Origin of the sequence: Streptomyces sp. DSM 15324 (genome assembly GCF_001514285.1) — a bacterium.
In the GTDB taxonomy this organism is placed as follows: Bacteria; Actinomycetota; Actinomycetes; order Streptomycetales; family Streptomycetaceae; genus Streptomyces.
Map to the genome: position 1 here is coordinate 522499 of NZ_KQ949026.1, position 21400 is coordinate 543898.

The following is a 21400-nucleotide window of genomic DNA, read 5'->3' on the forward strand; positions in this document are numbered from 1 at the left end:
TACGTCTATTCGACGACGTCCGTACGACGACGCCGAAGTGACCGAAGTACAGGTGCAGATGTGACGGAGGTGCAAGGCGATGGCGGGTTTCCGGAGTCTGGCGAGACAGGCGCGAGACGCTCGGTGCGATCTGGCACTGCGGCGTTACTCGCTCCGCAAGTGCCTTGAGCGGTTCGCTCCCTACGGGCACAGGGCGACCTGGGACCATCTGTGCTCCCGGGCCGGGTTCGACCCCGAGGACCGCTCCCCCGACCCGGCGCGGCTCGTGGCCGCGTTGGACGAGCTGGAGGAGGCGCGGGCGGTCTGGCTGGCCTACGAGGTCGAGTTCGCCGAGCGCCGCAAGAAGGAGAAGCACGACGGGCTGCGCAGGCCGGGCAGCGTCGACGACTGGCACCGGCTGACCTGGGGCGGCTTCGGGGTGGCGTGGTGCGACGACCCGCGGGTCCACCCCCGTGCGCCGCTGGCGGAGGTGCTGCGCCGGCTGATCAGCGCGCTGGAGCGCGAACCGGGCCACTGCTGCCCGGTCTGCGGGGGTGAACGCCTGCAGTGGAGGTACGACCTGGACCACGAACCGTCCTCGGGTCCGGTCTGCACGGACTGCGGCATCCTCGTGCCGCGCCCCGTCCTCACCGCCGAGGCGCTGGCGTACGCCCGGCGCGGACGGCTGCTGGTGTCGGTCTCCGCCTGAGCCCCCTGGGGGCGCGCGAGCACGAGAGCACACCGGGGGTGCGTCGGGGATGCCGCACCCCCCTTGGAGCCGCCGCTCAGTCGCCGGGCGAGGGGCGGTGCCCGTACGGGTGCGCCCAGCGGCCGTCGTAGGTCCGGGCGAGGAGTCCGGTGCGCAGCGCGAGGTCGGGCTCGCCCGCCGCGCGCAGCCGGGCGGGGGCGTGCTCGGCGAGCCGGCCCCGGAGCGTGGCGGCGACGGCGGGCTCGCCGTCCGGGGTCCACCAGAGGAACGGCGACTGGTCGAAGACGAGTTCGTGCTCCCACCGGGCGACGCAGCTCACCAGGTGCGCGTCGGGTGCCACCAGGCGAGCAGGAACGCCTCGATCGCCGCCGCCTGTCCGGCCGGCCAGGTGCGCCGGGCGACGCGGGCGAGCCCCGGGAAACCCCGGCCGATGCCGTCCAGGGTGCCGTCCGCGACGGCGTGGGCGGTCTGGGGCAGCAGGCGGCGCATGAGTTCGTCCCGTCGGGACTCCGCGCGCGACGGTGTCGCCGCCGGCCGGAGGGCGTGACGCTACCAGCCGTTAATCGGTTCGCTCCAGCCCTTTGTCCCAAGGACAGTTGGGGGCGATGAAACCGAGCTGAGCAGCCGAAGGAGTCCCTCGATGTCGACGCTGCGCGTCACCGCCGAAGTCCTGACCGTGCAGGAACACCCCAACGCCGACGCCCTCGAACTGGCCCAGGTCGGCCTGTACCGGGCCGTCGTCGCCAAGGGCGCGTACCGCACCGGTGAGGTCGCCCTCTACATCCCCGAGCAGGCGGTGCTGCCGCTCGCGCTGGTCGAGGAGCTGGGGCTGACCGGGCGCCTGGCGGGCAGCAGGTCGGACCGGGTGAAGGCGGTGCGGCTGCGGGGCGAGCTGTCCCAGGGGATCGTGTGCCGGCCGAAGGCGCTGGCGGACGTCGATCTCGTGGGGGCGGCCGCGGCCGGCACCGACTTCGCGGAGCCGCTCGGCATCGTGAAGTGGGTGCCGCCGATCCCGCCCACCATGAACGGGGAGGTCGAGGCGGCGGCGGATCTGCTGCCGTGGGTCGACATCGAGAACATCCAGCGCTACCCCGGCATCTTCGAGCCCGGTGAGCCCGTGGTCCTCACCGAGAAGCTGCACGGCTCGGCGTGCCTGCTGACGTATGTCGCGGGCGAGGAGCGGGTCTACGTCTCCTCCAAGGGGTTCGGCGCGAAGTCGCTGGCGCTGGCGGAGGATCCACGCAATCTGTACTGGCGGGCGGTGCGCGGGCACGGCGTCGCCGAGGCGGCGGCCCGTGTCGCCGAGCGGCTCGGGGCGCGGCGGGTCGGTGTCTTCGGCGAGGTGTACGGCGCGGGCGTGCAGGACCTGACGTACGGCGCGGACGGGCGGCGCGAGACGCTCGGCTACGCGGTGTTCGACGTGTCGGTGGATGTCGGGGGTGTGGTGCGCTGGCTGGACACGGCGGAGGTGACGGGGTTGCTGGAGGGCGAACTGCCGCTGGTTCCGCGGCTGTTCGAGGGGGCGTACGACAGTGAGGTCGTCCTGGGGCTCGCGACGGGGCGGGAGACCGTGTCCGGGCGGGGGCTGCATCTGCGCGAGGGCGTGGTGATCCGGCCCGCTGTCGAGCGCTACAGCGCGGTGACCGGGGGCCGGGCGATCGCCAAGGCGGTCAGCGGGGCCTATCTGACGCGGAAGGGCGGGACGGAGTACGAGTAGGGCGCGGACGGGGACCGCCCCTACCTCCTCCGCTCCGCCAACAGCCGTGACCCGGTCAGCCGCTCGCCGAACACGTCGTCGGGGTTGGACAGCACGCAGGTGTCGAGGGAAAGACACCCGCAGCCGATGCAGTCGGTGAGGTGGTCGCGGAGACGGTTGAGCTGCTGGATGCGCCGGTCCAGTTCCGCCCGCCACCGCTCGGAGAGCCGCGCCCAGTCCTCCCGGGTGGGCGTGCGCTCCTCGGGGAGTTCGAGGAGCGCCTCGCGGATCGTGGCGAGCGGGATCCCGACCCGCTGCGCGGCCCGCACGAAGGCGACCCTGCGGAGCGCGTCACGGTGGTAGCGGCGCTGGTTGCCCGCGGTGCGGCGGCTGGTGATCAGCCCCTTGGCCTCGTAGAAGTGCAGGGCGGAGACGGCGGCGCCGCTGCGCGCGGCGAGCTGGCCGACCGTGAGCTCGTGGACCTTCTCGGGAATCTGGGGCACCCCTCGAACCCTACCCGGCCCCTTCCGCTACCATGCTAAGCAGTCGCTTAGCAGATGAGACCGCGCGAGAGGGCCCGAGACGACATGGCAGAGCCGAGGATCTTCACGTCCGCCGAGGAACTGAGGGCGGCGGTGGGCGAGCAGCTGGGGTACACCGACTGGCTGGAGATCGACCAGAAGCGGATCGACCTGTTCGCCGAGGCCACCGGCGACCACCAGTGGATCCACGTCGACCCGGAGAGGGCCGCGGCGGGCCCCTTCAAGACGACCATCGCCCACGGCTATCTGACGCTGTCCCTGCTGCCGCTGTTCGGGCCGCAGCTGATCTCCGTCGAGAACGTGCAGATGGGTGTCAACTACGGCACGAACAAGGTGCGCTTCCCCGCGCCCGTGCCGGTCGGCTCGCGGCTGCGCGCCACCGCGACGATCACCGGTGTCGAGGACGTCACCGGCGGCGTCCAGGTCGCCATCGCCTTCAGCGTGGAGCGCGAGGGCGGGGACAAGCCGGTGTGTGTCGCGGAGTCGGTCTCCCGCTACTACCTCTGACCGTCCGGACCGCGGGTGCGGCCGCTACCCGGCCGCACCCACCATGCGCAGCACGAGGTCGGCGTACAGCGCGCCGACCTCGTCCGGTGTGCGGGGACCGTCGACGTTGAACCAGCGGGCCACGTCGATGCAGAGGGAGAGCACGGCGAGCGTGGTGCCGTGCACGTCGACGACCTGGAACTCCCCCGCCGCCACACCGTCCTGGATGATCCTGCGGACCTCGGCGTCGACCTGCCGGCGCAGGCCGAGGATCTCGGCGCGGGCGTCGGGACCGAGGGCGTCCAGTTCGTACTGGACGACCCGGGCCGTGGTGCGCCGCCCCGCGTGCCAGCGGACGAAGGAGCTCACGGCCTCCGCGAGCCGCTGGGTCGCGCTGCCCTCACCGGCCGCCGCGGTGCGCAGGATGTCCAGCGCGCGGTCGTGGCCGATCCGGCTGATGCGGTGCAGCAGCTCTTCCTTGGTCTTGTAGTGGATGTACAGGGCGGCCGGACTCATGCCCGCGCGTCCGGCGATGTCGCGGGTCGTCGTCGCGTGGTAGCCGCGTTCGGCGAAGGCCTCCACGGCGGCGACGAGCAGTCGCCTGGCCGCGTCGGGGGTGACCTCGTCCCACGGCTCGGTCTCGCCGCCGGCCGTCTCCTGAGCCGTACTCATCCCTCGCTCGCCCCTCTCGGTACAGTCGCTCCACCATACCGCCGTAGGTGAGCGGCCGCTTAGAGTGGCCGCTCAGCGTAGGGGAAACCCTCGGACCCCACGGGGCGCGTTGAACCCCGTGGCGTCGCGCGGGGCTCGCTCAGATCTTCTCGAAGGGGTCGTGCTCGGCGAGCAGCTTCTCCAGCCGGGCCTGGTCGACCCGGCTGACGATCGTCCCCGCCTCCTGCCGGTCACGGATCACCTTCGCCAGGGTGAAGGAGGAGGTCACCAGGTACAGGACCGCGACGGCCAGGAACGCGCGCACCCAGGCGTCGGCGTCCATCCGGTAGATCCCGACCGCCGTGGCCGCCATGGCGACGGCGAAGGACGCGACGGCCTGCCCGTAATACGCGGCCGTGTTCTGCTGTTTGACCGGTGTGTCACTCATGGGCGACAGCATTCCGCCGATGTGGCGCGCACCACATCCGTACGGGTACTCAGAGGGTACTCAGAACGCCGACACGCCCGTCAGGGCCCGCCCGATGACCAGCTTCTGGATCTGGCTGGTGCCCTCGTACAGGGTCATCACCCGGGCGTCGCGCAGCAGCTTGCCCGCCGGGTACTCGTCGATGTAGCCGTAGCCCCCGAAGACCTGGAGGGCGTTGTTCGCGGCGCGCACGGCGGCCTCGGAGGCGAAGAGCTTGGCCTTGGAGGACTCGACGGCGAACGGCAGTCCGCGGTCGATCAGATCGGCGACCCGCCAGGTGAGCAACCGGGCCGCGTCGACGTCCACGGCGATGTCGCTGATCAGCTCCTGGATCAGCTGGTGGTGGGCGATGCTCCGGCCGAACTGCTCGCGCTCGCCCGCGTACCGCACGGCCGCGTCCAGGGCGGCCTGGGCGATGCCGACACAGCCCGCCGCGACCGACATCCGGCCCTTGGCGAGCGCCGACATGGCGACCGAGAAGCCCTTGCCCTCCGTGCCGAGCAGGGCGGAGGCGGGCACCCGGACGTCCTCCAGGACCAGTTCGGCGGTGGCCTGGCCGCGCAGGCCGAGCTTGCCGTGGACGGTACGGCGGGTGAGGCCGGGCGTGTCGGTGGGGACCAGGAAGGCGGAGACGCCCTTGTGGCCGGGGGCGTCCGTGGAGCGGGCGAAGAGCAGGACGACGTCGGCCCAGGTGCCGTTCGTGATGAACATCTTGCTGCCGTTGATCACATAGGAGTCGCCGTCCCGCACGGCCCGGGTCGCGAGACTGCCGGCGTCCGAGCCGGTGCCGGGTTCGGTGAGGCCGAAGCAGCCGACGAGCGCGCCGGAGGTCAGTCCGGGCAGCCAGCGCCGCTTCTGCTCCTCGTCGCCGAAGGCGGCGACGGTCTTCGCGACCAGCCCGAGCGACACCGAGACGATCCCGCGCACGGACGAGTCGCCGCGCCCCAGTTCCTCCGTGACCAGGCAGTACGCGAGATGGTCGCCGCCGGATCCGCCGTACTCCTCGTCGATCGTCAGCCCCAGGAAGCCGACCTCGCCGAGCTTCTTCACGATGCCCCGGTCCACCTCCTCGGCGCGGTCCCAGGCGACGACGTGCGGGGTGATCTCGCGCTCGACGAAGTCCCGGGCCAGCTGCCGTACGGCCTCCTGCTCGTCGTCGAGCCCCAGGTGCACCACGAGATCACCTCATCTTTAAATTAGCACTGCTAGTTTCTTTGTGGCAGCCCTACTATGTGCGCCATGGCCCGACCGCGCAAGCCCCTTCTCAGCACCGACCGGATCGTCGAGACCGCACGGACGCTGGTGGACGAGGAGGGCCTGGCGGCCGTCTCCACGCGCCGGCTCGCCGCCGAACTCGGGGTCAGCGGGCCCTCGCTCTACAACCACTTCCGCACCAAGGACGAGATCCTGGAGGCCGTGGCCGACTCGGTGAGCGCCCAGATCGACCTGTCGATGTTCGACGACGGCCGCGACTGGCGGACCGCGCTGCACGACTGGGCGGTCTCCTACCGCGCCGCCCTGCGCGACCACCCGAACATCGTCCCGGTCCTCGCCCAGGGCCCCGGCCGCCGCCCGGCCGGGCTCCGGGTCGCCGACGCCGTCTACGGCGCGATGGTCGCGGCCGGCTGGCCCCCCGCCCAGGCCACCTCCATCGGCGCCCTGATGCGCTACTTCATCATGGGCTCGGCGCTGGGCTCCTTCGCCGGCGGCTTCGTGGACGACGCCGAGGCCTACGACCCCGCCGACTACCCCCACCTCGGCCAGGCCCACCTCCTGGCCGAGCACCAGGAGAAGATCGACGAGCGGGCGTTCGAGACCGGCCTGACGGCCCTGCTGGACGGGCTCGCCATCCAGCACCGCCACCTGTCCTGAGCCCGGCCGGGGAACGCGGCCGGGCGTGCCGGTCGGCCGGTCAGACGGGACTTTCGAAAGACGCCCTAGAAGACCACCAGGGCCCGGCCGCCCTTGCCCGCGAGCATGTTCTCGAAGGCCCCGGGGATGCCGTCGAGGGCGATGTGCTCGGTGACCATCGCGGAGAGGTCGAGGCGCCCCGCGCGGACGTGGTCGGCGAGGACGGGCAGGTCCTCGGCCGGGTTCGTGTTGCCGTAGACACAGCCGGACAGGGTCCTGCCCCAGTGGAACAGCTCCAGGGCGTTGAAGGTGACCTGCTGGTCCTTGCCGCCGATGCCGACGACCGTGGTGCGGCCGCCGCGCCGGGTGGACTCCCACGCCGTCCGGATGGTGACGGCACGGCCCACGCACTCCACCGCCACGTCGACGCCCTGCTTGCCGGTGAGGCCGCGGATCTCGCGGGCCGTCTGCTCGGAGGCGACCAGGTACTCGGTGGCGCCGGCCGCCCGCGCCAGTTCCTCCTTCTCCGGGGAGACGTCCACGGCGACGACGGTGGAGGCGCCGGCGATCCGGGCGGCCTGGAGGGTGGCCAGGCCCACCCCGCCCACTCCGAGGACGGCGACGGTCTCGCCGGGGCGGACCCGTGCGCTGTGGTGGACGGCGCCGTATCCGGTGAGGACCGCGCAGCCGAGGAGGGCCGCGTCCACGAGGGGGACGCCGTCGGGCAGCGGCAGGACGCAGGAGGCGTCGACGACGGTCTCCTCGGCGAACGCGGCGACGTTCAGGCCGGGGTGGAGGTCGGTGCCGTCGGCGGTGCGGGCGTACACGTCGGCGGAGCCGGCCAGGGCGTTGGCGCACAGCCAGACCTCGCCGAGTCCGCAGGCGTGGCAGCGCCCGCAGGACGGGGCCCAGTTGAGGACGACACGGTCGCCGGGCGCCACCCCGGCGACCCCGTCGCCCACGGCCACGACCGTGCCCGCGCCCTCATGGCCGAGGACCGCGGGGACGGGCACCCGCATGGTGCCGTCGGACAGGGACAGATCGGAGTGGCAGACCCCGGCGGCGGCGAGCCGCACCCGGACCTGGCCGGGGCCGGGCTCCGGCAGGTCGATGTCGGTGATCTCCAGGGGGGCACCCACGGCGGGGAGCACGGCGGCGCGGACCATGGCGGCAACCTCCTCAGAACTGAAGGGACTTGGTCTGGAGGTACTCGGCGAGACCGTGCGCGCCGAGTTCCCGGCCGACGCCCGACTGCTTGTAGCCCCCGAACGGGGCGCGGGGGTTGAAGCGGCCCCCGTTGATGTCGACCTGGCCGGTGTCCATGCGCCGGGCGAAGGCGACCGCCTCGGCCTCCTCCCCCGCCCAGACCGCGCCGGCCAGGCCGTAGACCGTGCCGTTGGCGATCCGCAGGGCGTCCTCCTCGTCCTCGTAGCGCAGGATCGACAGGACCGGGCCGAAGATCTCCTCCTGGGCGATCGTCATCTCGGGGGTGACGTCGGCGAAGACGGTCGGCGCGACGAAGTAGCCGCGCTCGCGCGGCGATTCGGGGCCGCCCGCGACCAGCCGGGCGCCCTCGGCGAGGCCCTTCTCGATGTACCCCCGCACCCGTGCCTGCTGCTGGGCGTTGACCAGCGGGCCGATGCGGTCGGCGTACTTGGCGGCGGCGGTCGCGGCCAGTTCGACGGCCTCGTCGTAGTGGTCGCGGTGGACCAGCATGCGCGTCCAGGCGCTGCACGTCTGGCCGGAGTTGGACATCACGTTGGCGACGCCGGCGTTGACCGCCCGGGCGAGGTCGGCGCTCGGCAGGATGACGTTGGCGGACTTGCCGCCGAGTTCCAGGGCCACCTTCTTGATCGCGGCGCCGGCGGTGGCGGCGATCTGCCGTCCGACGGCCGTGGAGCCGGTGAAGGAGACCAGATCGACGCCGGGGTGCTCGGCGAGGGCCCGCCCCGTGACCGGGCCGAGGCCGGTGACGAGGTTGAACACCCCGGCCGGGACGCCGGCCTCGTGGACGGCCTCGGCGAAGAGCTGGGCGGTGAGCGGGGTGTCCTCGGCGGGCTTGAGGACCACCGTGCAGCCGGCGGCCAGGGCCGGGGCGACCTTGGCGACGATCTGGTGCAGCGGGTAGTTCCAGGGCGTGATGGCGCCGACCACGCCGATCGGCTCGTGCAGGACGGTGGAGTTGCCGACCTTCTCCTCGAAGGAGTGGGTGGCGGCGAGTTCGGCGTAGGAGCCGGCGACCGCGATCGGCAGCCCTGCGTGGACCGCGTGGGAGAACGCCGGCGGGGAGCCCAGCTCGGCGGTGACGGTCTCGGCGATCTCGGCCTTGCGGCTCGCCAGGGCGTCCCGCAGCGCGGTCAGCCGTGCGGCGCGTTCGGCGGGCGGGGTGGCCGCCCAGCCGGGGAGCGCGGCGCGCGCGGCCCGTACGGCTGCGTCGACGTCCTCGGCGTCACCGGCCGGGACCCGGGCGATCACCTGCTCGTCGGCCGGGTCGACGACCTCGATCACGTCCCGGCCCGCGGCGGGGCGCCAGGCGCCGTCGAGATAGATGCCGTCGTGTGCCTTCATCGCGTTCCTCCCGGCGGTGGTGGTCATCAGCGCCCTAAACTAACGTTGTTAGTTTTCCGGCACCAGGGGCCGCCGGGGGACGGCGTCACCGTACGGGAGTGCGTCTGCTCACTTCTCCAGGTGGGGAGCGGCGCCGGGGCCGGGCAGACGCGCCACCGCGCAGGAGGGTGATGCGCGGGGTGCCGGCGAAGGCGGCGACCGCTCAGGTCGGTGCGGGGCGGGGGTCCGGGCCGAGGACGCGGGTGAAGTGGGCGAAGACGACGAGATTGCCGTCGTAGCCGGTCCTGCGGTGGAAGGTGCCGCCACAGGTGATCAGCCGCAGCTCGGGGCGGCCGCGGTCGCCGTACACCTCTCCATTGGGGAAGTGTGCCTTCTCGAACTTGCGGAGGGCGTCGACGGCGTAGACGGCGGTACGGCCGTCGGCCCGGCGGACCTCGATCAGCTTGCCCCGCCTGAGCTCCGACAGGCCCGCGAAGACCGCCGGACCGTTGTCGGTGTCCAGGTGCCCGACGGCGACGGCGGTCCCCCGCCCGCCCGGCCCCGGACCGTCCGCGTACCAGCCGACCCGATGGGCGTCGTTCTCGGCGGGCGCGGGCAGCCGGCGCCGGTCGTCGAGCCGGAGGTCCATGACGGGGGCGTCCACGCTGAGGTAGGGGATGAGGAGGCGGACGGCCCGCGCGTACGGCAGGGGCGGGGGGACGGCCGCCGAAGGGGTCGCGCGGGCTTCGCCGGGGGACGGCGCGCTCCGGGGACGGGAGTCGCCGTCCTGGCGGCGGGGCGCGGCGAGCGGGCCCGCGCCGTCGGCGGGGTCGCCGGGTACCTCTCCCGCCGCCCGGGCGGAGCCCCCGGGGCCGGCCGCCGCCGGTCCCGGGGGTTCCTCGTCCTGGGTCCAGTGCACGCACCCCGTGACCAGCGCGGCGGTCAGGACGACCGTCCGGGTCAGGCGGTAGGCGCGCGTCCGGTACCAGGGCCTGCGCCTGCGCCGCCGTCTACGCGGCGCCATGCGGACGGCGACGGAGCCGGAACCAGACCACTCCGCCGACCGCGGCCACACCCACGGCCGCCGCACCCGCCACCGGCCCGAACGCGGCGTCCCGTGCGAGCCCGCCGGCGCCGGCGGGGGGACCGCCGTGGGGGCCGCCGGGGTAGCCGTGCGGGCCGCCCGGGTCACCGGTGGGGTAGCCGGTCGGGTAGCCGGTGACGGTCTCGCTCGGACTGGTGCTGGGACTGGCGCTCGGGCTGGTGCTGGGGCTGGTGCTCGGGCTGCCGCTGGGGCTCGGCGAGCCGGAGGCGCAGTCGACCCAGAAGACCTTCTGCTTGCCCGGGCCGCCGTCACCGTCCGGCGTCGTGAAGGTGAGCTTGTAGTGGCCGTCGGGAAGGTTGATCTCCTCGCTCTGCCCCGTGCCGTCGGCGTTGATCACGATCTGGCCGGTGGCGCCGGCCGGCCCCGAGGACGGCGGCTGGGTCTCGATGACCCAGGAGGCGGTCTCACCCGCGTCGAAGTTGAAGGCGTCGATGTAGAACAGGCAGACGTGGGGGTCGTTCTCCGGCCCCGAGGCGGGCGTTCCGACCGCGTGGATCTTGACGTCTCCGTTGGTGGCGGCGAACGCGTGCCCCCCGGCCAGGGCGCTCCCCGCGACGGTGAGGGCCGCGAGGGCGGCGATCCGGGCGCCGGCGCGGCGGGGGCGGGGCGTGACGTGCATGCAGGCTCCTCTGAGTCAGATGATTTTCATACAAATCACTCGTCTTCTGACTCTTTGTCACATGCGCGCACCGAACGCCGGGAGCCTCGCCCTACACCCCGTCGACCGCGCCCTTTACTTCCCTCTTACGGCCCACCGCGGAGCCGGTGCCGCTACCGGGGCCGGAGCCGAGCGGCTCGGCCGGCTTCGCCGGGGAGCGCAGGGCCACCGCCGACGACAGCAGCAACAGCGCGCCCAGCATCACGAAGGGCGCCGCCACCCCCGCGACCCCGGCGACCAGCCCCGCCGTGGCGGGCGCGGCGACCTGGCCGAGGCGGTTGCCGGTGAGCCGCAGCGCGAGGGCCGTGGAGCGGGCGCCGTCGGGCGCGGCCTGCACGACCGTCGTCATGGACAGCGGCTGCCCGACCCCGAGGCAGAAGCCGAGGACGGCGAGGATCACGCCGAGCGCCCGGACCGGCACCGGCAGCGCGATCCCCGCGCAGAGCAGCGCCGCCAGCAGACAGGTCACGGCGAGCAGCAGCGCCCGGCCGAGCAGCCGCAGCAGCGGGGTGAGGACGAGCCGGCAGGCGATGGTGGCCGCCGCGCGGACGCTGAGCAGGACGCCGATCACGGAGGGCGCGATGCCCCGGTGCTCGCCGACCACCGGGAGGTAGGCGGTGAGGATGTCGGTCGCGGAGAGCACGGCGAGGCTGACCAGGATGCCGGCCGGGACACCCCGGGTGCGCAGGATGCGGCCGACGGGGACGCGGTCACCTGGTGCCGTACGGGACGCGGCCGCCGTGTCGCGGTGTTCGAGGCGCCACAGGGAGGTGAACGCGACCGCGCAGCCCGCACCCGCGACGAGCAGGGCGAGCGCGCTGGTGCGCGCCATGTCGTCGCGGGCGATCAGGGCACCCGCCGCGATCGGGCCGACGAGCTGGCCGAGCGAGGCGCCGATCGTGAAGTGGCCGAAGTTGCGGTCCTGTTCGTGCGGGGCGGACTGGCGGGCGACGAGCGACTGGGAGCCGATGACGAAGCACAGGTGGCCGAGGCCCATCACCCCGCTCCACAGGGCCATCGTCCCCAGCGAGCCCGCGCGGCCGCTCAGCGCGCAGCCGCCGGAGATGAGGACCACGCCCACCGGCAGCAGCGGGGCGCACCGGCCGTGGTCCGTGCGGCGGCCGAGCGGTACGGCGGCGAAGAGGGGCAACAGGGCGTAGACGCCTGCGATGACACCGACGGCCCGTTCGTCGGCGCCCAGCGCGAGGGCCCGGTAGGAGACGGCGGGCCGGGCCATCGACACCGCCCCCTGCGCGAAGGTGAAGGCGATGACGAGTCGGAGCAGCCAGCCGCGGTTCCTGCCGGGCCTCACGAAGTCCTCCATGGGGTAGCTCAGATGATGCCGAACAGCAGGCCCGCCCCGAGGATCACCAGACAGGTGAGGGCGGCCCACTTGACCACGAAGCGGGTGTGGTCGCCGAACTCGACCTTCGCCATGCCGACCAGGACGTAGACGGCCGGGACGAGCGGGCTCGACATGTGCAGGGGCTGGCCGACGAGCGAGGCACGGGCCATCTCCAGCGGCGTCACCCCGTGCGCGGCACCGGCCTCGGCGAGGACCGGCAGGACGCCGAAGTAGAAGCCGTCGTTGGACATGAAGTAGGTGAGCGGGAGGCTCAGCAGGCCGGTGACGAGGGCCATGTGCGGGCCCATGCCCGCGGGGATGACGTCGACCATCCACTTCGCCATGTGGTCGACCATGCCGGTGCCCTGGAGGACGCCGGTGAAGACGGCGGCGGCGAAGACCATGCCGGAGACGTTGAGGACGTTGTCGGCGTGGGCGGCGAGCCGGGCCTTCTGGTCGGGGATGTGCGGGAAGTTGACGGTGAGCGCGGCCGCGGCACCGAGCAGGAACAGCACCGGGATCGGCAGCCACTCCATGATCATGGCGGTCAACAGGGTGACGGTGAGCAGCGCGTTGAACCAGTACAGCTTGGGGCGCAGGGTGGCCCGGTTCGGGTCGAGGCCCTGGAAGCCCTCGTCCTGCGGCTCCTCGGGGAGAAACGCGCCGCCGGTTCCCCCGGTGGCCTTCGCCTCGCCACCGGTGCCGGCGGCGGCGCCCACGAGGACGGTCTCGGCCTCCTGGGGCTCCAGCGCCTCGTCCAGCGTCAGCACGCCGAGCCGCTTGCGCTCGCGGCGGCCGAGCACGTACGCGAGGACGAAGACGAAGAGGAGACCCACGGCCAGCGCCGGGATCATCGGCACGAAGATGTCGCTCGCGTCGAGCTTCAGCGCGGTCGCGGCGCGGGCGGTCGGGCCGCCCCAGGGCAGCGTGTTCATCACGCCGTTGGCCATGGCGGCGACACCGGTCATCACGACCAGGCTCATCTTCAGGCGCTTGTACAGCGGGTACATCGCCGAGACGGTGATCATGAAGGTGGTGGAGCCGTCGCCGTCGAGGGAGACGATCGCGGCGAGCAGCGCCGTGCCGACGACGACGCGCAGCGGGTCGGCCTTGCAGAACTTCAGGATGCCCCGGACGATCGGGTCGAAGAGGCCGACATCGATCATCACACCGAAGTAGACGATCGCGAACATGAGCATCGCCGCCGTCGGGGCGAGGCTGCCGACGCCTTCGATGACGTAGTCACCGAGCTTGGCGCCCTTTCCGACGAAGACGCAGAACAACGCCGGGATCAGTACGAGCGCCGCGATCGGCGACATCTTCTTCATCATGATCAGGACCAGGAAGGTCGCGATCATGACGAAGCCGAGGATGGTCAGCATGAATGGATACCTCACGTTCGCCCTTGAACATCCCACCTGGGGGTCGGCGGTGCGTTGACGTTAGGTCCGTTCAATTGGCGTTAACAAGACGTTGACGTGCGAGCAATAAGCGCAAAACTCCAGGTCACGGCGTTGTGACGAGCGCGGTGACCTCGACGGGCACGCCGTTGAGGACGGCGTTGCCCGACAGCGGGTCCAGCAGGCTGCCGTCGAGGAGCTGGTTGACGTTGACGCCGGGGTCCGTCGCGGCATGGCCGAGCCGGGTGCCGGGCCGGTCGTGGCCCCAGCCGTGCGGCAGGCTCACCACGCCCCGGCGCACGCCCTCGGTGACCTCGGCCGGTGCGGTCACCTCTCCCCCCGCGCCCTTCACCCGGACCTGGGCCCCGTCCCGGACGCCCAGCCGCTCGGCGTCCTCGGGGTGGATGTGCAGGGTGCAGCGGTTGGTGCCGCCGGTGAGGGCGGGGACGTTGTGCATCCAGCTGTTGTTGGAGCGCAGATGCCGGCGGCCGACGAGGAGGAGTCCGTCGGGCCGCTCGCGCAGGGCGGCGGCGAGCCGGGGGAGATCGTCGGCGATCGGCCGGGGCAGCAGCTCGATCCGGCCGCTCCTGGTCTTCAGACCCTGCGGCAGGCGCGGGCGCAGCGGGCCGAGGTCGATGCCGTGCGGGTGCTCCAGGAGGCGGGCGAGGGTCAGTCCGTCGGGGTCGGCGCCGAAGCCGTCGCCGTAGGGGCCGAGGCGGAGCATCAGGTCGAGCCGGCGTTCGGGGCCGGTCTCACCGGTGAGCTGCGCGGCGAGTTCCCGGGGGTCGCGGCCGTGCACGGGCGAGTGGGCCTCCGCGACGGCCTTGCCGAGGGTCTGGCCGATGACCAGGTCGTCCACGGTGGACGGGTCGGCGCCGTGCATGCCGGTGGCGGCGAGGACCAGCCGGGCGAGGATCTCGCTCTCGGCCATGCGGCCGGGCTCCAGCGGGACGGCCGGGGGCGAGTAGCGGACCTGGTTGCGCACGGCGAGGGCGTTGAGCGCGAAGTCGTGGTGCGGGCTCTGGGCGGGCGGGGGCGGCGGCAGGACGACGTCGGCGTGGCGCGAGGTCTCGTTGAGGTACGGGTCGACGCTGACCATGAAGTCGAGCGAGCCCAGCGCCTTGTCGAGGCGGTTCCCGTCCGGGGCGGAGAGCACCGGGTTGGCGGCCACCGCGATGAGCGCGCGGATCGGCTCGCCCTCGTCGGTGGCGGTGTCGATCTCCTCGGCGAGCGCGGAGAGCGGGAGTTCGCCCTTCGCCTCGGGGTGGCGGCTGACGCGGGAGTGCCAGCGGCCGAGCTGGAAGCCGCGGCCGGGGCCGGCCGGGCGGGGGGCCCGGTCCGTCGCGGCCAGCGGGAAGAGGGCACCGCCGGGCCGGTCCAGGTTGCCGGTGAGGATGTTGAGGACGTCGACGAGCCAGCTGCCGAGGGTGCCGAAGGGGACCGTGCAGCTGCCGATGCGGGCGTACACGGAGGCGGTGGGAGCGGCGGCGAGTTCCCGGGCGAGGGTCCGGATGACCGGGGCCTCGACGTCACAGGCGAGGGCGACCGCCTCGGGGGTGAACTCCCTCACGGCATCCCGCACTTCGTCGACCCCTTCGACGTGCGAAGCCAACTCCCCCAGGTCCACGAGGCCTTCCTCGAACAGCGTGTACGTCATCGCCGCGAGCAGCAGGGCGTCGGTGCCGGGCCTGATCTCGATGTGCCGGTCGGCGAGTCGGGCGGTGCGGGTGCGGCGCGGGTCGATGACGGTGAGGGTGCCGCCGCGGGCCTTGAGCGCCTTGAGCTTGCCGGGGAAGTCGGGGGCGGTGCACAGACTCCCGTTGGACTCCAGGGGGTTGGCGCCGATCATCAGGAGATGGTCGGTGCGGTCCAGGTCGGGCACGGGGATGGCGAGGGCGTCGCCGTAGAGCAGTCCGCTGGAGACGTGCTTGGGCATCTGGTCCACGGTGGAGGCGGTGAAGATGCTGCGGGTGCCGAGCCTGGCGAGCAGCACGGGCGGGTAGAGGGCGCCGGCCACGGTGTGGACGTTCGGGTTGCCGAGGACGACCCCGACGGAGTGCGGCCCGTACTGCTCGACGACCCGGCGGATCCCGGCGGCGACGGCGTCGAAGGCCTCCTCCCAGCCGGCCTCGCGCAGCTCGCCGTCCCGGCGGACGAGCGGGGTGCGCAGCCGGTCGGGATCCCCGTCCACGGCACCGAAGCTGGCGCCCTTCGGGCAGATGAACCCCTTGCTGAACACGTCCTCCCGGTCACCGCGGGCCCCGGTGACGGAGCTCCCCTCGACGGTGAGCGTGAGCCCGCAGGTGGCCTCGCACAGGGGGCAGATTCGCAGGGCGGTGCGGGACACGGGTCCTCCAGGGGGCGACGGTGCCTTGTCCCGGGCGAGCATACCGACCGGTATGCGCGGCGGCGAGGGCCCCGCTCCCACCGAGAGGGGAGCACGGGGAGGACGGGACCACCGGACGCGACGCGACAGGGCACGGCTGAACCCGGCAGGCGCCGGCCACGGCACGGGCCGGTCTGGACCCGGCGCGGCCCGGCACGGTGGGGGCCGGCCCGGACACGGTAGGGCCGCCCCGACCGGCACGGTGGGGGCTGCGCCCGACCAGGCCCGGTGGGGGCTGCGCCCGACCAGGCCCGGTGGGGGCTGGGCCCGGCGCGGCGGCAACACGGCACGGCGGCGGCACGGCCCGGCTTGGCCCCGGCTGGCGGCGGCACAGCCCGGCAGGGCCCTGCGGCGCATCGCCCTGGACAGCTCGGGCCGGCGCGGCGCGGCTCGATCCAGCGGCTGCACTGCCGACACAGCCCGGTGCGGGCCGGGCCGGCCCGACGCCCGGGCTCGGCCCGGCGGGGTGGCGTGGCGCTGGGCGGGCTCGGCCCGGCCTGGCACAGCCCAGTGACGGCATCGCCCAGGACGGCTCGGGCCAGCGCGGCATGGCTGGATCGGGCGGCGGCACGGCCCAACGCAACGCGGCACGGCCTGGCACAGCTCGGGCGGAACGGCGCGGCGGCACGGGTCAGCGCGGTACAGGTCGGCCCAGCACGTCACGGGCCGGCACGTCACGGGCCGCCAGGGCGCAGCGGCCGCACAGGCCCGCAGGCCCGGCGCGGCGCGGCGCGGCGCGGCGCGTGCAAGGTGCTCGGTGCCGAGGTGGGTCAGTCCAGTACGCGGCCCACATACGCCCGCAGCAGTTCGCGCATCTCCGCGATCACCTTCGCGTCGCCCTCCGGGTCCACGCGGAAGGCCAGCTGGACCAGGGTGTCGGCGGTTTCGACGGCGATGAGGAAGGTGCGGCGCAGGTCGTCGTCGGGGGTGCGGTCGAGGTAGGCGGAGAGGAGGTCGGCGAGGCGGTCGGCGACACGGTGGTTGGGTTCCGCGTGGCGGACGCCGACCGGGATCTGGTTGCCGAAGTCGACGAGGGAGAAACCGGGCGCGGTGCGCTTCATGGCCAGGTACTCGTCGAGCACGGCGTCCATCGCGGCCCGCCAGTCACCGTGCCGGGCCCCCTGCAACCGCTCGGTGACCCGCTCGGACCAGCGCTCCAGGTTGCGCTGGGCGAGGGCGTCGGCCATCTGCCGCTTGTTGCCGAAGAAGCGGTAGACGGAGCCGATGGGCACGCCGGCGCGCTGGGCGACGGCACGCGTGCTCAGGGCGTCGTAGCCGACCTCGTCCAGCAGGTCGGCGCAGGCGTCCAGGATCCTGGTCAGCCGTTCGGCACTGCGCCGCTGGACCGGCGCACGACGGAGCGATGTCGCTTGGGGCACGGACTTCATGATGCCTTTCCGACGGGGCCCGGTGGAACCTCGCCCCTCGGTACGGAGAAAGGTGGCCGGTGCGGTCGTGGTGCACACACGGTGCGGCCGGCGTGGCTCAAGCCTGCGCTCACCCGTGCTCACGGGGACCCGGAGGGGGCCGGCGAGGGCTCCGAGACCGTGATGTCGGCCGTGCTCTCCACGGGCTTCCCGTCGACGGCCCAGACCGTGCCGTCGTCGGCGTACAGCCGCGCGGTCACCTGGTGGGTGCCGTGCGGGAGGTAACCGGCCGGGATGCGGTAGGCCGGGGTGCGCAGCTCGGCCACGGGCTGGTCGTCGACGAAGAGCCGGGCGGTGCCACGGCCGGTGACCGCCCCGGCCCGCGCGCCGGACGGCGAGAGGCGGAAGTCGGTCAGCCGCAGCCGGACGTCCCAGCTGCCGTCGCTGTCGGGCTGGACCTCGACGCCCACCCGGGGCGCCCCCTTCTTGTCCACCTCGCGGTAGTGGCGCCCGTCGTCGTCCGTGTCGTCCAGGACCTTGCCGACGGGCGAGGGCGACACCACGGTGCCCCGTTCCCGGGCATCACCGGACCCGCAGCCCACGGCTCCGGCCAGCGGCAGGACACAGAGCGTGAGCGCGACGACGGCTGCGCGCTTCCACGACATGCCCGGGAGATTAGAGCACCTGTCCGACACGCGGATCCCCCTGGGGTCTGGTTCTGGCCGGGTGTGATCGTCCTCAGTGAGGAGGAGCGACGGACCTCTTGCGTCCCCGAAAACGCAATCCTACGGTGATGCAGAGGAATCGGCCCGGGCAAGGAACCGCCACGCCGGGAACCGGCACGCCAGGAACCGCCACGCAAGGGAGCGACGATGACCAGCGGGGACGACGCACGCAAGATCGCCGAGGGACTGTCCTACCTCTCGGGGTTCGGCAACGAGCACGCCTCCGAGGCGGTGCCGGGCGCTCTCCCCGAGGGCCGGAACTCACCGCAGCGCGCCCCGCTCGGCCTGTACGCGGAACAGCTCAGCGGTACGGCCTTCACCGAGCCGCGCGCCCGCAACCGCCGCTCCTGGCTGTACCGGATCCGCCCCTCGGCCGCGCACCCGCGCTTCACCCGCTCCGACAACGGTGACCTGCGCACCGGGCCGTTCACCGAGACGGTCCCCGACCCCAACCGGCTGCGCTGGGACCCGCTGCCCGCGCCGGCCGACGGCACCGACTTCCTCGCCGGGCTGTGGACCCTCGGCGGCAACGGCGACGCCGCCCAGCGCACCGGCATGGCCGTGCACCTGTACCACGCCAACGCCTCCATGGACCGCGTCTTCGGCGACTCCGACGGGGAGCTGCTGATCGTGCCCGAGCGGGGCGGGCTGCTGCTGCGCACCGAGTTCGGACTGCTGCACGCCGAGCCGGGCGACGTGGCGCTGATCCCGCGCGGGGTGCGCTTTCGCGTGGAACTCCTCGACGCCTCCGCGCGCGGTTACGTCTGCGAGAACTACGGCGCCCCCTTCCACCTCCCCGACCTCGGCCCGATCGGCGCCAACGGACTGGCCAACGCGCGCGACTTCCGCGCGCCCGTCGCCGCGTACGAGGACGTCGAGGGCCCGGTGGAGGTGGTGAACAAGTTCTGCGGCAACCTGTGGAGCGCGACGTACGACCACTCGCCGCTCGACGTGGTCGCCTGGCACGGCAACCACGTCCCGTACGTCTACGACCTGCGCCGTTTCAACGTCATCGGCACCATCTCGTACGACCATCCGGACCCGTCGATCTTCACGGTGCTCACGTCCCCGTCGGACACCCCGGGGCTGGCCGGGGTCGACTTCGTGGTGTTCGCGCCGCGCTGGCTGGTGGGCGAGGACACCTTCCGGCCGCCGTACTTCCACCGGAACGTGATGAGCGAGTACATGGGGCTGATCGAGGGCGCGTACGACGCGAAGACGGCCGGAAAAGGCGGCTTCGTGCCGGGCGGCGGCTCGCTGCACAACATGATGTCGGCGCACGGCCCGGACCGGGAGACCTTCGACCGGGCGAGCGCCGCCGAGCTGCGTCCGCAGCGGGTCGACGACGGCCTCGCGTTCATGTTCGAGACACGGTGGCCGCTCACCCTCACCCCGCACGCGTCCGGCGCGGACCATCGGCAGCAGCGCTACGACGACGTGTGGGACGGCCTCGAACGTCACTTCCGCCCCTTGCACCGGCCCGAGCCGACCGGTACGGATGGCCCGTGACCTCCTTCGCCCCGGACTCGATCGTCCTCAACCGCAAACTGCCGCTCTGGTACCAGGTGTCGCAGTCGCTGCGCGCCTCGATACTCGGCCGCTCGCCCCGCGACCCGCTGCGGCTGCCCACCGAGGAGCGGCTGGCCGAGCACTACGGGGTGAGCGTGCTGACCATGCGGCAGGCGCTGAAGGAACTGGAGGACGAGGGGCTGATCACCCGGCACCGGCGGCGCGGCACGTTCATCGAGCCGGACGTGCGGCGGGGCGCGCCGGTGCGGCTGCTGGGCTCGGTCGACGCGATCGTGGCCCAGCAGTCCGGCATGGCGACCCGGCTCCTCGCGCACGGACGCGGCCCGGTGCCGGCCGAACTCGCCGAGCACTTCCCGGACCTGGCCGAGGTGGCGACGTACCACCGGCTGCGCGGCGACGAGACGACGGGCGAACCCACCAACCACGCCCGCAACTACGTCCGTCCCGAGGTGGCCGCCCGGATCGACCCGGACGACCTGGCGCGCTGGCCGATGACCAAGGTGCTCAGGGACGTCGTGGGCGCGGACATCGCCCGTATCACCGACACCGTGGAGGCCCGGCTCGCGGACCCGGAGACCGCCCGGCTGCTCCAGGTACCCCTGTTGAGCCCGATCCTGCACTACACGGGCGTCACCTACGACGGCGACGGGCGGGTCCTCGACACGGCGGTCATCCACTACCGGGGGGACCGTTTCTCCTTCACGGTCACCCTCGACGCGACCCTCGACACGGCCTGAGCACCCCGTACCATGCCCAGCGTGACGCACGACGACGCTCCGCGGCTGGCGGACCTCATGCCGTGGTCCGTCGCACCGCCGCGGCTCGGCCGGGGGTGGCCGACGGCCGCCGACCCGGCTTCCCTGAAGGCCCGCTGGGAAACCCTGATGACGGCCCAGGGCCCGGAGCGCGAGGCCCTGTTCGAGCCGACCCGCGCGCGCACCCTGCACACCGCGGTCGGCCGGCTCCCCGGCGGTGACGGCGGCACCGAACGCCTCGTCCGGGCGTCCGGCCCCTGCGCGGAGCCCGTGCGGGTGCTGGCCGCCCCGTTCGACGAGCAGTGGCTGATCCCCGACCACCGGCTGATCGACGCGGCCCGCCCGGAACTGTGGCGGGTGGCGGACGAACGGCAGGTGTTCGTGGTGGAGACCCCCGATCTGCCGACGGCCCCGCTCCTCGCCACCTCCCTGCTGCCGCTGCTCCGGCCCGGCCGGGTGCGTCCGCTGTACCGGCGCCCGGGCGGCAGGGAGCCGAATCTGACGCCCCGGCTCCTCGACCACCTGGGCCACTCCCCCGATCCGGTGGACTTCCTGGCCTGGACCCTGACGGCGGTCCGCCCCGATCTCACCGTCCCGCTCCCCCGGGACCCCGACGTGTGGGCCCGGGGTGTCGAGGCGGGCCGGCGGGTGCTGTGGCTGCTGCGCCGCGACGGCGAGCGCCCCAAGCTGCCCGGCGGCCGCCGCCCCTACGTCCGCGCCCCGCTCCCGGCCCGGCCGCTGACCCTCCTCTACGACCGTGAGGAGGAGACCCTCCGTCTCGACGAAGGCCGGATCTCGCCGGTCCCGCCGGAGGCCTGGGACTTCGAGACCGGCGCGGGGGTCCGGGTGCTGGAGCGGTGGTTCACGGCCCGGACCGGCGAGAGCGCCGGGCCGGGCACGCTGGCGGCGATCCGTCCGGCGGTCTGGCAGCAGACGTGGACGTCCGAACTCCTGGAACTGATCACGGTGTTGGCGCTGCTCGCCGAAGTGCACGCCAAACGGCGGGAGATGACGGTGACGGATCAGGTCACGGCCGGGGAGCTGCGGGCGGCCGGAGTGCTGCCGGTGCCGGACTCCGCCCGGCGCCCCGCCTCCGTGCTGGACCATCAGGAGGAGGGCCCCGAGGGGCAGTTCGCGCTGCTGTGAGGTCGAGGGCGGCCCCCCGCGACCGAACCCGCACG

At 73.3% G+C, this 21400-nt stretch carries 22 protein-coding genes; 7 read left to right on the plus strand and 15 right to left on the minus strand.

Annotated features, from left to right (window positions below; genetic code table 11):
- Nucleotides 1-79: 79 nt before the first annotated feature.
- Complete coding sequence (locus tag AQJ58_RS16340) at nucleotides 80-688, plus strand: hypothetical protein (RefSeq protein ID WP_067250681.1); 609 nt, start codon at nucleotides 80-82, stop codon at nucleotides 686-688.
- A gap of 76 nt (nucleotides 689-764) precedes the next feature.
- On the opposite strand, the gene AQJ58_RS16345 is transcribed toward AQJ58_RS16340, so the two are convergent.
- Nucleotides 765-1028, minus strand: coding sequence for a hypothetical protein (locus AQJ58_RS16345; RefSeq protein ID WP_067250683.1), 264 nt, complete (start codon nucleotides 1026-1028; stop codon nucleotides 765-767).
- Entirely contained in the window at nucleotides 1004-1177 is a 174-nt protein-coding gene (locus tag AQJ58_RS43325; RefSeq protein WP_159056254.1) for a hypothetical protein, read from the minus strand. The genes AQJ58_RS16345 and AQJ58_RS43325 overlap by 25 nt, the downstream gene beginning before the upstream one ends.
- Nucleotides 1178-1328: 151 nt before the next feature.
- Between AQJ58_RS43325 and AQJ58_RS16350 the strand changes: the two genes are divergently transcribed.
- Complete coding sequence (locus AQJ58_RS16350; RefSeq protein WP_067250686.1) at nucleotides 1329-2405, plus strand: RNA ligase (ATP); 1077 nt, start codon at nucleotides 1329-1331, stop codon at nucleotides 2403-2405.
- Between the two features lie 20 nt (nucleotides 2406-2425).
- Here the strand turns inward: AQJ58_RS16350 and soxR are convergent, their stop codons facing one another.
- Nucleotides 2426-2887 carry a redox-sensitive transcriptional activator SoxR gene (gene soxR / locus AQJ58_RS16355; RefSeq protein WP_067250689.1) on the minus strand — a complete coding sequence of 154 codons (462 nt, stop codon included), beginning with the start codon at nucleotides 2885-2887 and terminating at the stop codon, nucleotides 2426-2428.
- Between the two features lie 84 nt (nucleotides 2888-2971).
- On the opposite strand from soxR, the gene AQJ58_RS16360 reads away from it, so the two are divergent.
- Nucleotides 2972-3433 carry a MaoC family dehydratase gene (locus AQJ58_RS16360; protein ID WP_067250692.1) on the plus strand — a complete coding sequence of 154 codons (462 nt, stop codon included), beginning with the start codon at nucleotides 2972-2974 and terminating at the stop codon, nucleotides 3431-3433.
- A gap of 24 nt (nucleotides 3434-3457) precedes the next feature.
- Here AQJ58_RS16360 and AQJ58_RS16365 read toward each other — a convergent pair whose 3' ends face one another.
- The 3 genes from AQJ58_RS16365 to AQJ58_RS16375 form a co-directional block, all read right to left on the minus strand.
- The gene (locus tag AQJ58_RS16365; protein WP_067250695.1) at nucleotides 3458-4084 is read right to left on the minus strand and encodes a TetR/AcrR family transcriptional regulator; all 627 of its coding nucleotides are present in this window, start codon (nucleotides 4082-4084) and stop codon (nucleotides 3458-3460) included.
- 139 nt (nucleotides 4085-4223) lie between these two features.
- Entirely contained in the window at nucleotides 4224-4511 is a 288-nt protein-coding gene (locus AQJ58_RS16370; RefSeq protein ID WP_067250698.1) for a YiaA/YiaB family inner membrane protein, read from the minus strand.
- Between the two features lie 60 nt (nucleotides 4512-4571).
- The gene (locus AQJ58_RS16375; protein WP_067250942.1) at nucleotides 4572-5723 is read right to left on the minus strand and encodes an acyl-CoA dehydrogenase family protein; all 1152 of its coding nucleotides are present in this window, start codon (nucleotides 5721-5723) and stop codon (nucleotides 4572-4574) included.
- 66 nt (nucleotides 5724-5789) lie between these two features.
- Here AQJ58_RS16375 and AQJ58_RS16380 point away from each other — a divergent pair, with 66 nt between their 5' ends.
- Entirely contained in the window at nucleotides 5790-6422 is a 633-nt protein-coding gene (locus AQJ58_RS16380; RefSeq protein ID WP_067250700.1) for a TetR/AcrR family transcriptional regulator, read from the plus strand.
- Between the two features lie 65 nt (nucleotides 6423-6487).
- Here the strand turns inward: AQJ58_RS16380 and AQJ58_RS16385 are convergent, their stop codons facing one another.
- From AQJ58_RS16385 to AQJ58_RS16425, 9 genes are all read right to left on the minus strand, one after another.
- Nucleotides 6488-7567, minus strand: a complete 1080-nt coding sequence (locus tag AQJ58_RS16385) for a Zn-dependent alcohol dehydrogenase (RefSeq protein WP_067250702.1) — start codon at nucleotides 7565-7567, stop codon at nucleotides 6488-6490.
- A 13-nt stretch (nucleotides 7568-7580) separates the two neighbouring features.
- Nucleotides 7581-8969: an aldehyde dehydrogenase family protein gene (locus AQJ58_RS16390; protein WP_067250944.1), complete on the minus strand. Its 1389-nt coding sequence runs from the start codon at nucleotides 8967-8969 to the stop codon at nucleotides 7581-7583.
- A 202-nt stretch (nucleotides 8970-9171) separates the two neighbouring features.
- Nucleotides 9172-9972: a class F sortase gene (locus AQJ58_RS16395; protein ID WP_067250705.1), complete on the minus strand. Its 801-nt coding sequence runs from the start codon at nucleotides 9970-9972 to the stop codon at nucleotides 9172-9174.
- Nucleotides 9959-10672, minus strand: coding sequence for a hypothetical protein (locus tag AQJ58_RS16400; protein ID WP_067250708.1), 714 nt, complete (start codon nucleotides 10670-10672; stop codon nucleotides 9959-9961). Before AQJ58_RS16400 ends, AQJ58_RS16395 begins: the two co-directional genes overlap by 14 nt.
- A 91-nt stretch (nucleotides 10673-10763) precedes the next feature.
- Nucleotides 10764-12023 carry an MFS transporter gene (locus tag AQJ58_RS16405; RefSeq protein WP_067250946.1) on the minus strand — a complete coding sequence of 420 codons (1260 nt, stop codon included), beginning with the start codon at nucleotides 12021-12023 and terminating at the stop codon, nucleotides 10764-10766.
- A 20-nt stretch (nucleotides 12024-12043) separates the two neighbouring features.
- Nucleotides 12044-13438 carry a CitMHS family transporter gene (locus tag AQJ58_RS16410; protein WP_067250711.1) on the minus strand — a complete coding sequence of 465 codons (1395 nt, stop codon included), beginning with the start codon at nucleotides 13436-13438 and terminating at the stop codon, nucleotides 12044-12046.
- A 124-nt stretch (nucleotides 13439-13562) separates the two neighbouring features.
- Nucleotides 13563-15803 carry a molybdopterin oxidoreductase family protein gene (locus AQJ58_RS16415; RefSeq protein WP_067250714.1) on the minus strand — a complete coding sequence of 747 codons (2241 nt, stop codon included), beginning with the start codon at nucleotides 15801-15803 and terminating at the stop codon, nucleotides 13563-13565.
- Nucleotides 15804-16612: 809 nt separating this feature from the next.
- On the minus strand, nucleotides 16613-17230 hold the full coding sequence (locus tag AQJ58_RS16420) for a TetR/AcrR family transcriptional regulator (RefSeq protein WP_067250717.1): 618 nt from the start codon (nucleotides 17228-17230) through the stop codon (nucleotides 16613-16615).
- Nucleotides 17231-17349: 119 nt separating this feature from the next.
- Nucleotides 17350-17874 (minus strand): hypothetical protein, encoded by a 525-nt coding sequence (locus AQJ58_RS16425; RefSeq protein WP_067250720.1) that lies wholly within the window; start codon nucleotides 17872-17874, stop codon nucleotides 17350-17352.
- A gap of 207 nt (nucleotides 17875-18081) precedes the next feature.
- Between AQJ58_RS16425 and hmgA the strand changes: the two genes are divergently transcribed.
- From hmgA to AQJ58_RS16440, 3 genes are read left to right on the plus strand one after another with little or no spacing between them, the layout of a single operon-like run.
- Nucleotides 18082-19443, plus strand: a complete 1362-nt coding sequence (hmgA, locus tag AQJ58_RS16430; RefSeq protein WP_067250723.1) for a homogentisate 1,2-dioxygenase — start codon at nucleotides 18082-18084, stop codon at nucleotides 19441-19443.
- A complete protein-coding gene (locus AQJ58_RS16435) occupies nucleotides 19440-20201 on the plus strand; it encodes a GntR family transcriptional regulator (RefSeq protein ID WP_067250726.1) in 762 nt (253 codons plus the stop codon). Before hmgA ends, AQJ58_RS16435 begins: the two co-directional genes overlap by 4 nt.
- A gap of 12 nt (nucleotides 20202-20213) precedes the next feature.
- Nucleotides 20214-21365 (plus strand): type ISP restriction/modification enzyme, encoded by a 1152-nt coding sequence (locus AQJ58_RS16440; protein WP_067250729.1) that lies wholly within the window; start codon nucleotides 20214-20216, stop codon nucleotides 21363-21365.
- Nucleotides 21366-21400 lie beyond the last annotated feature (35 nt).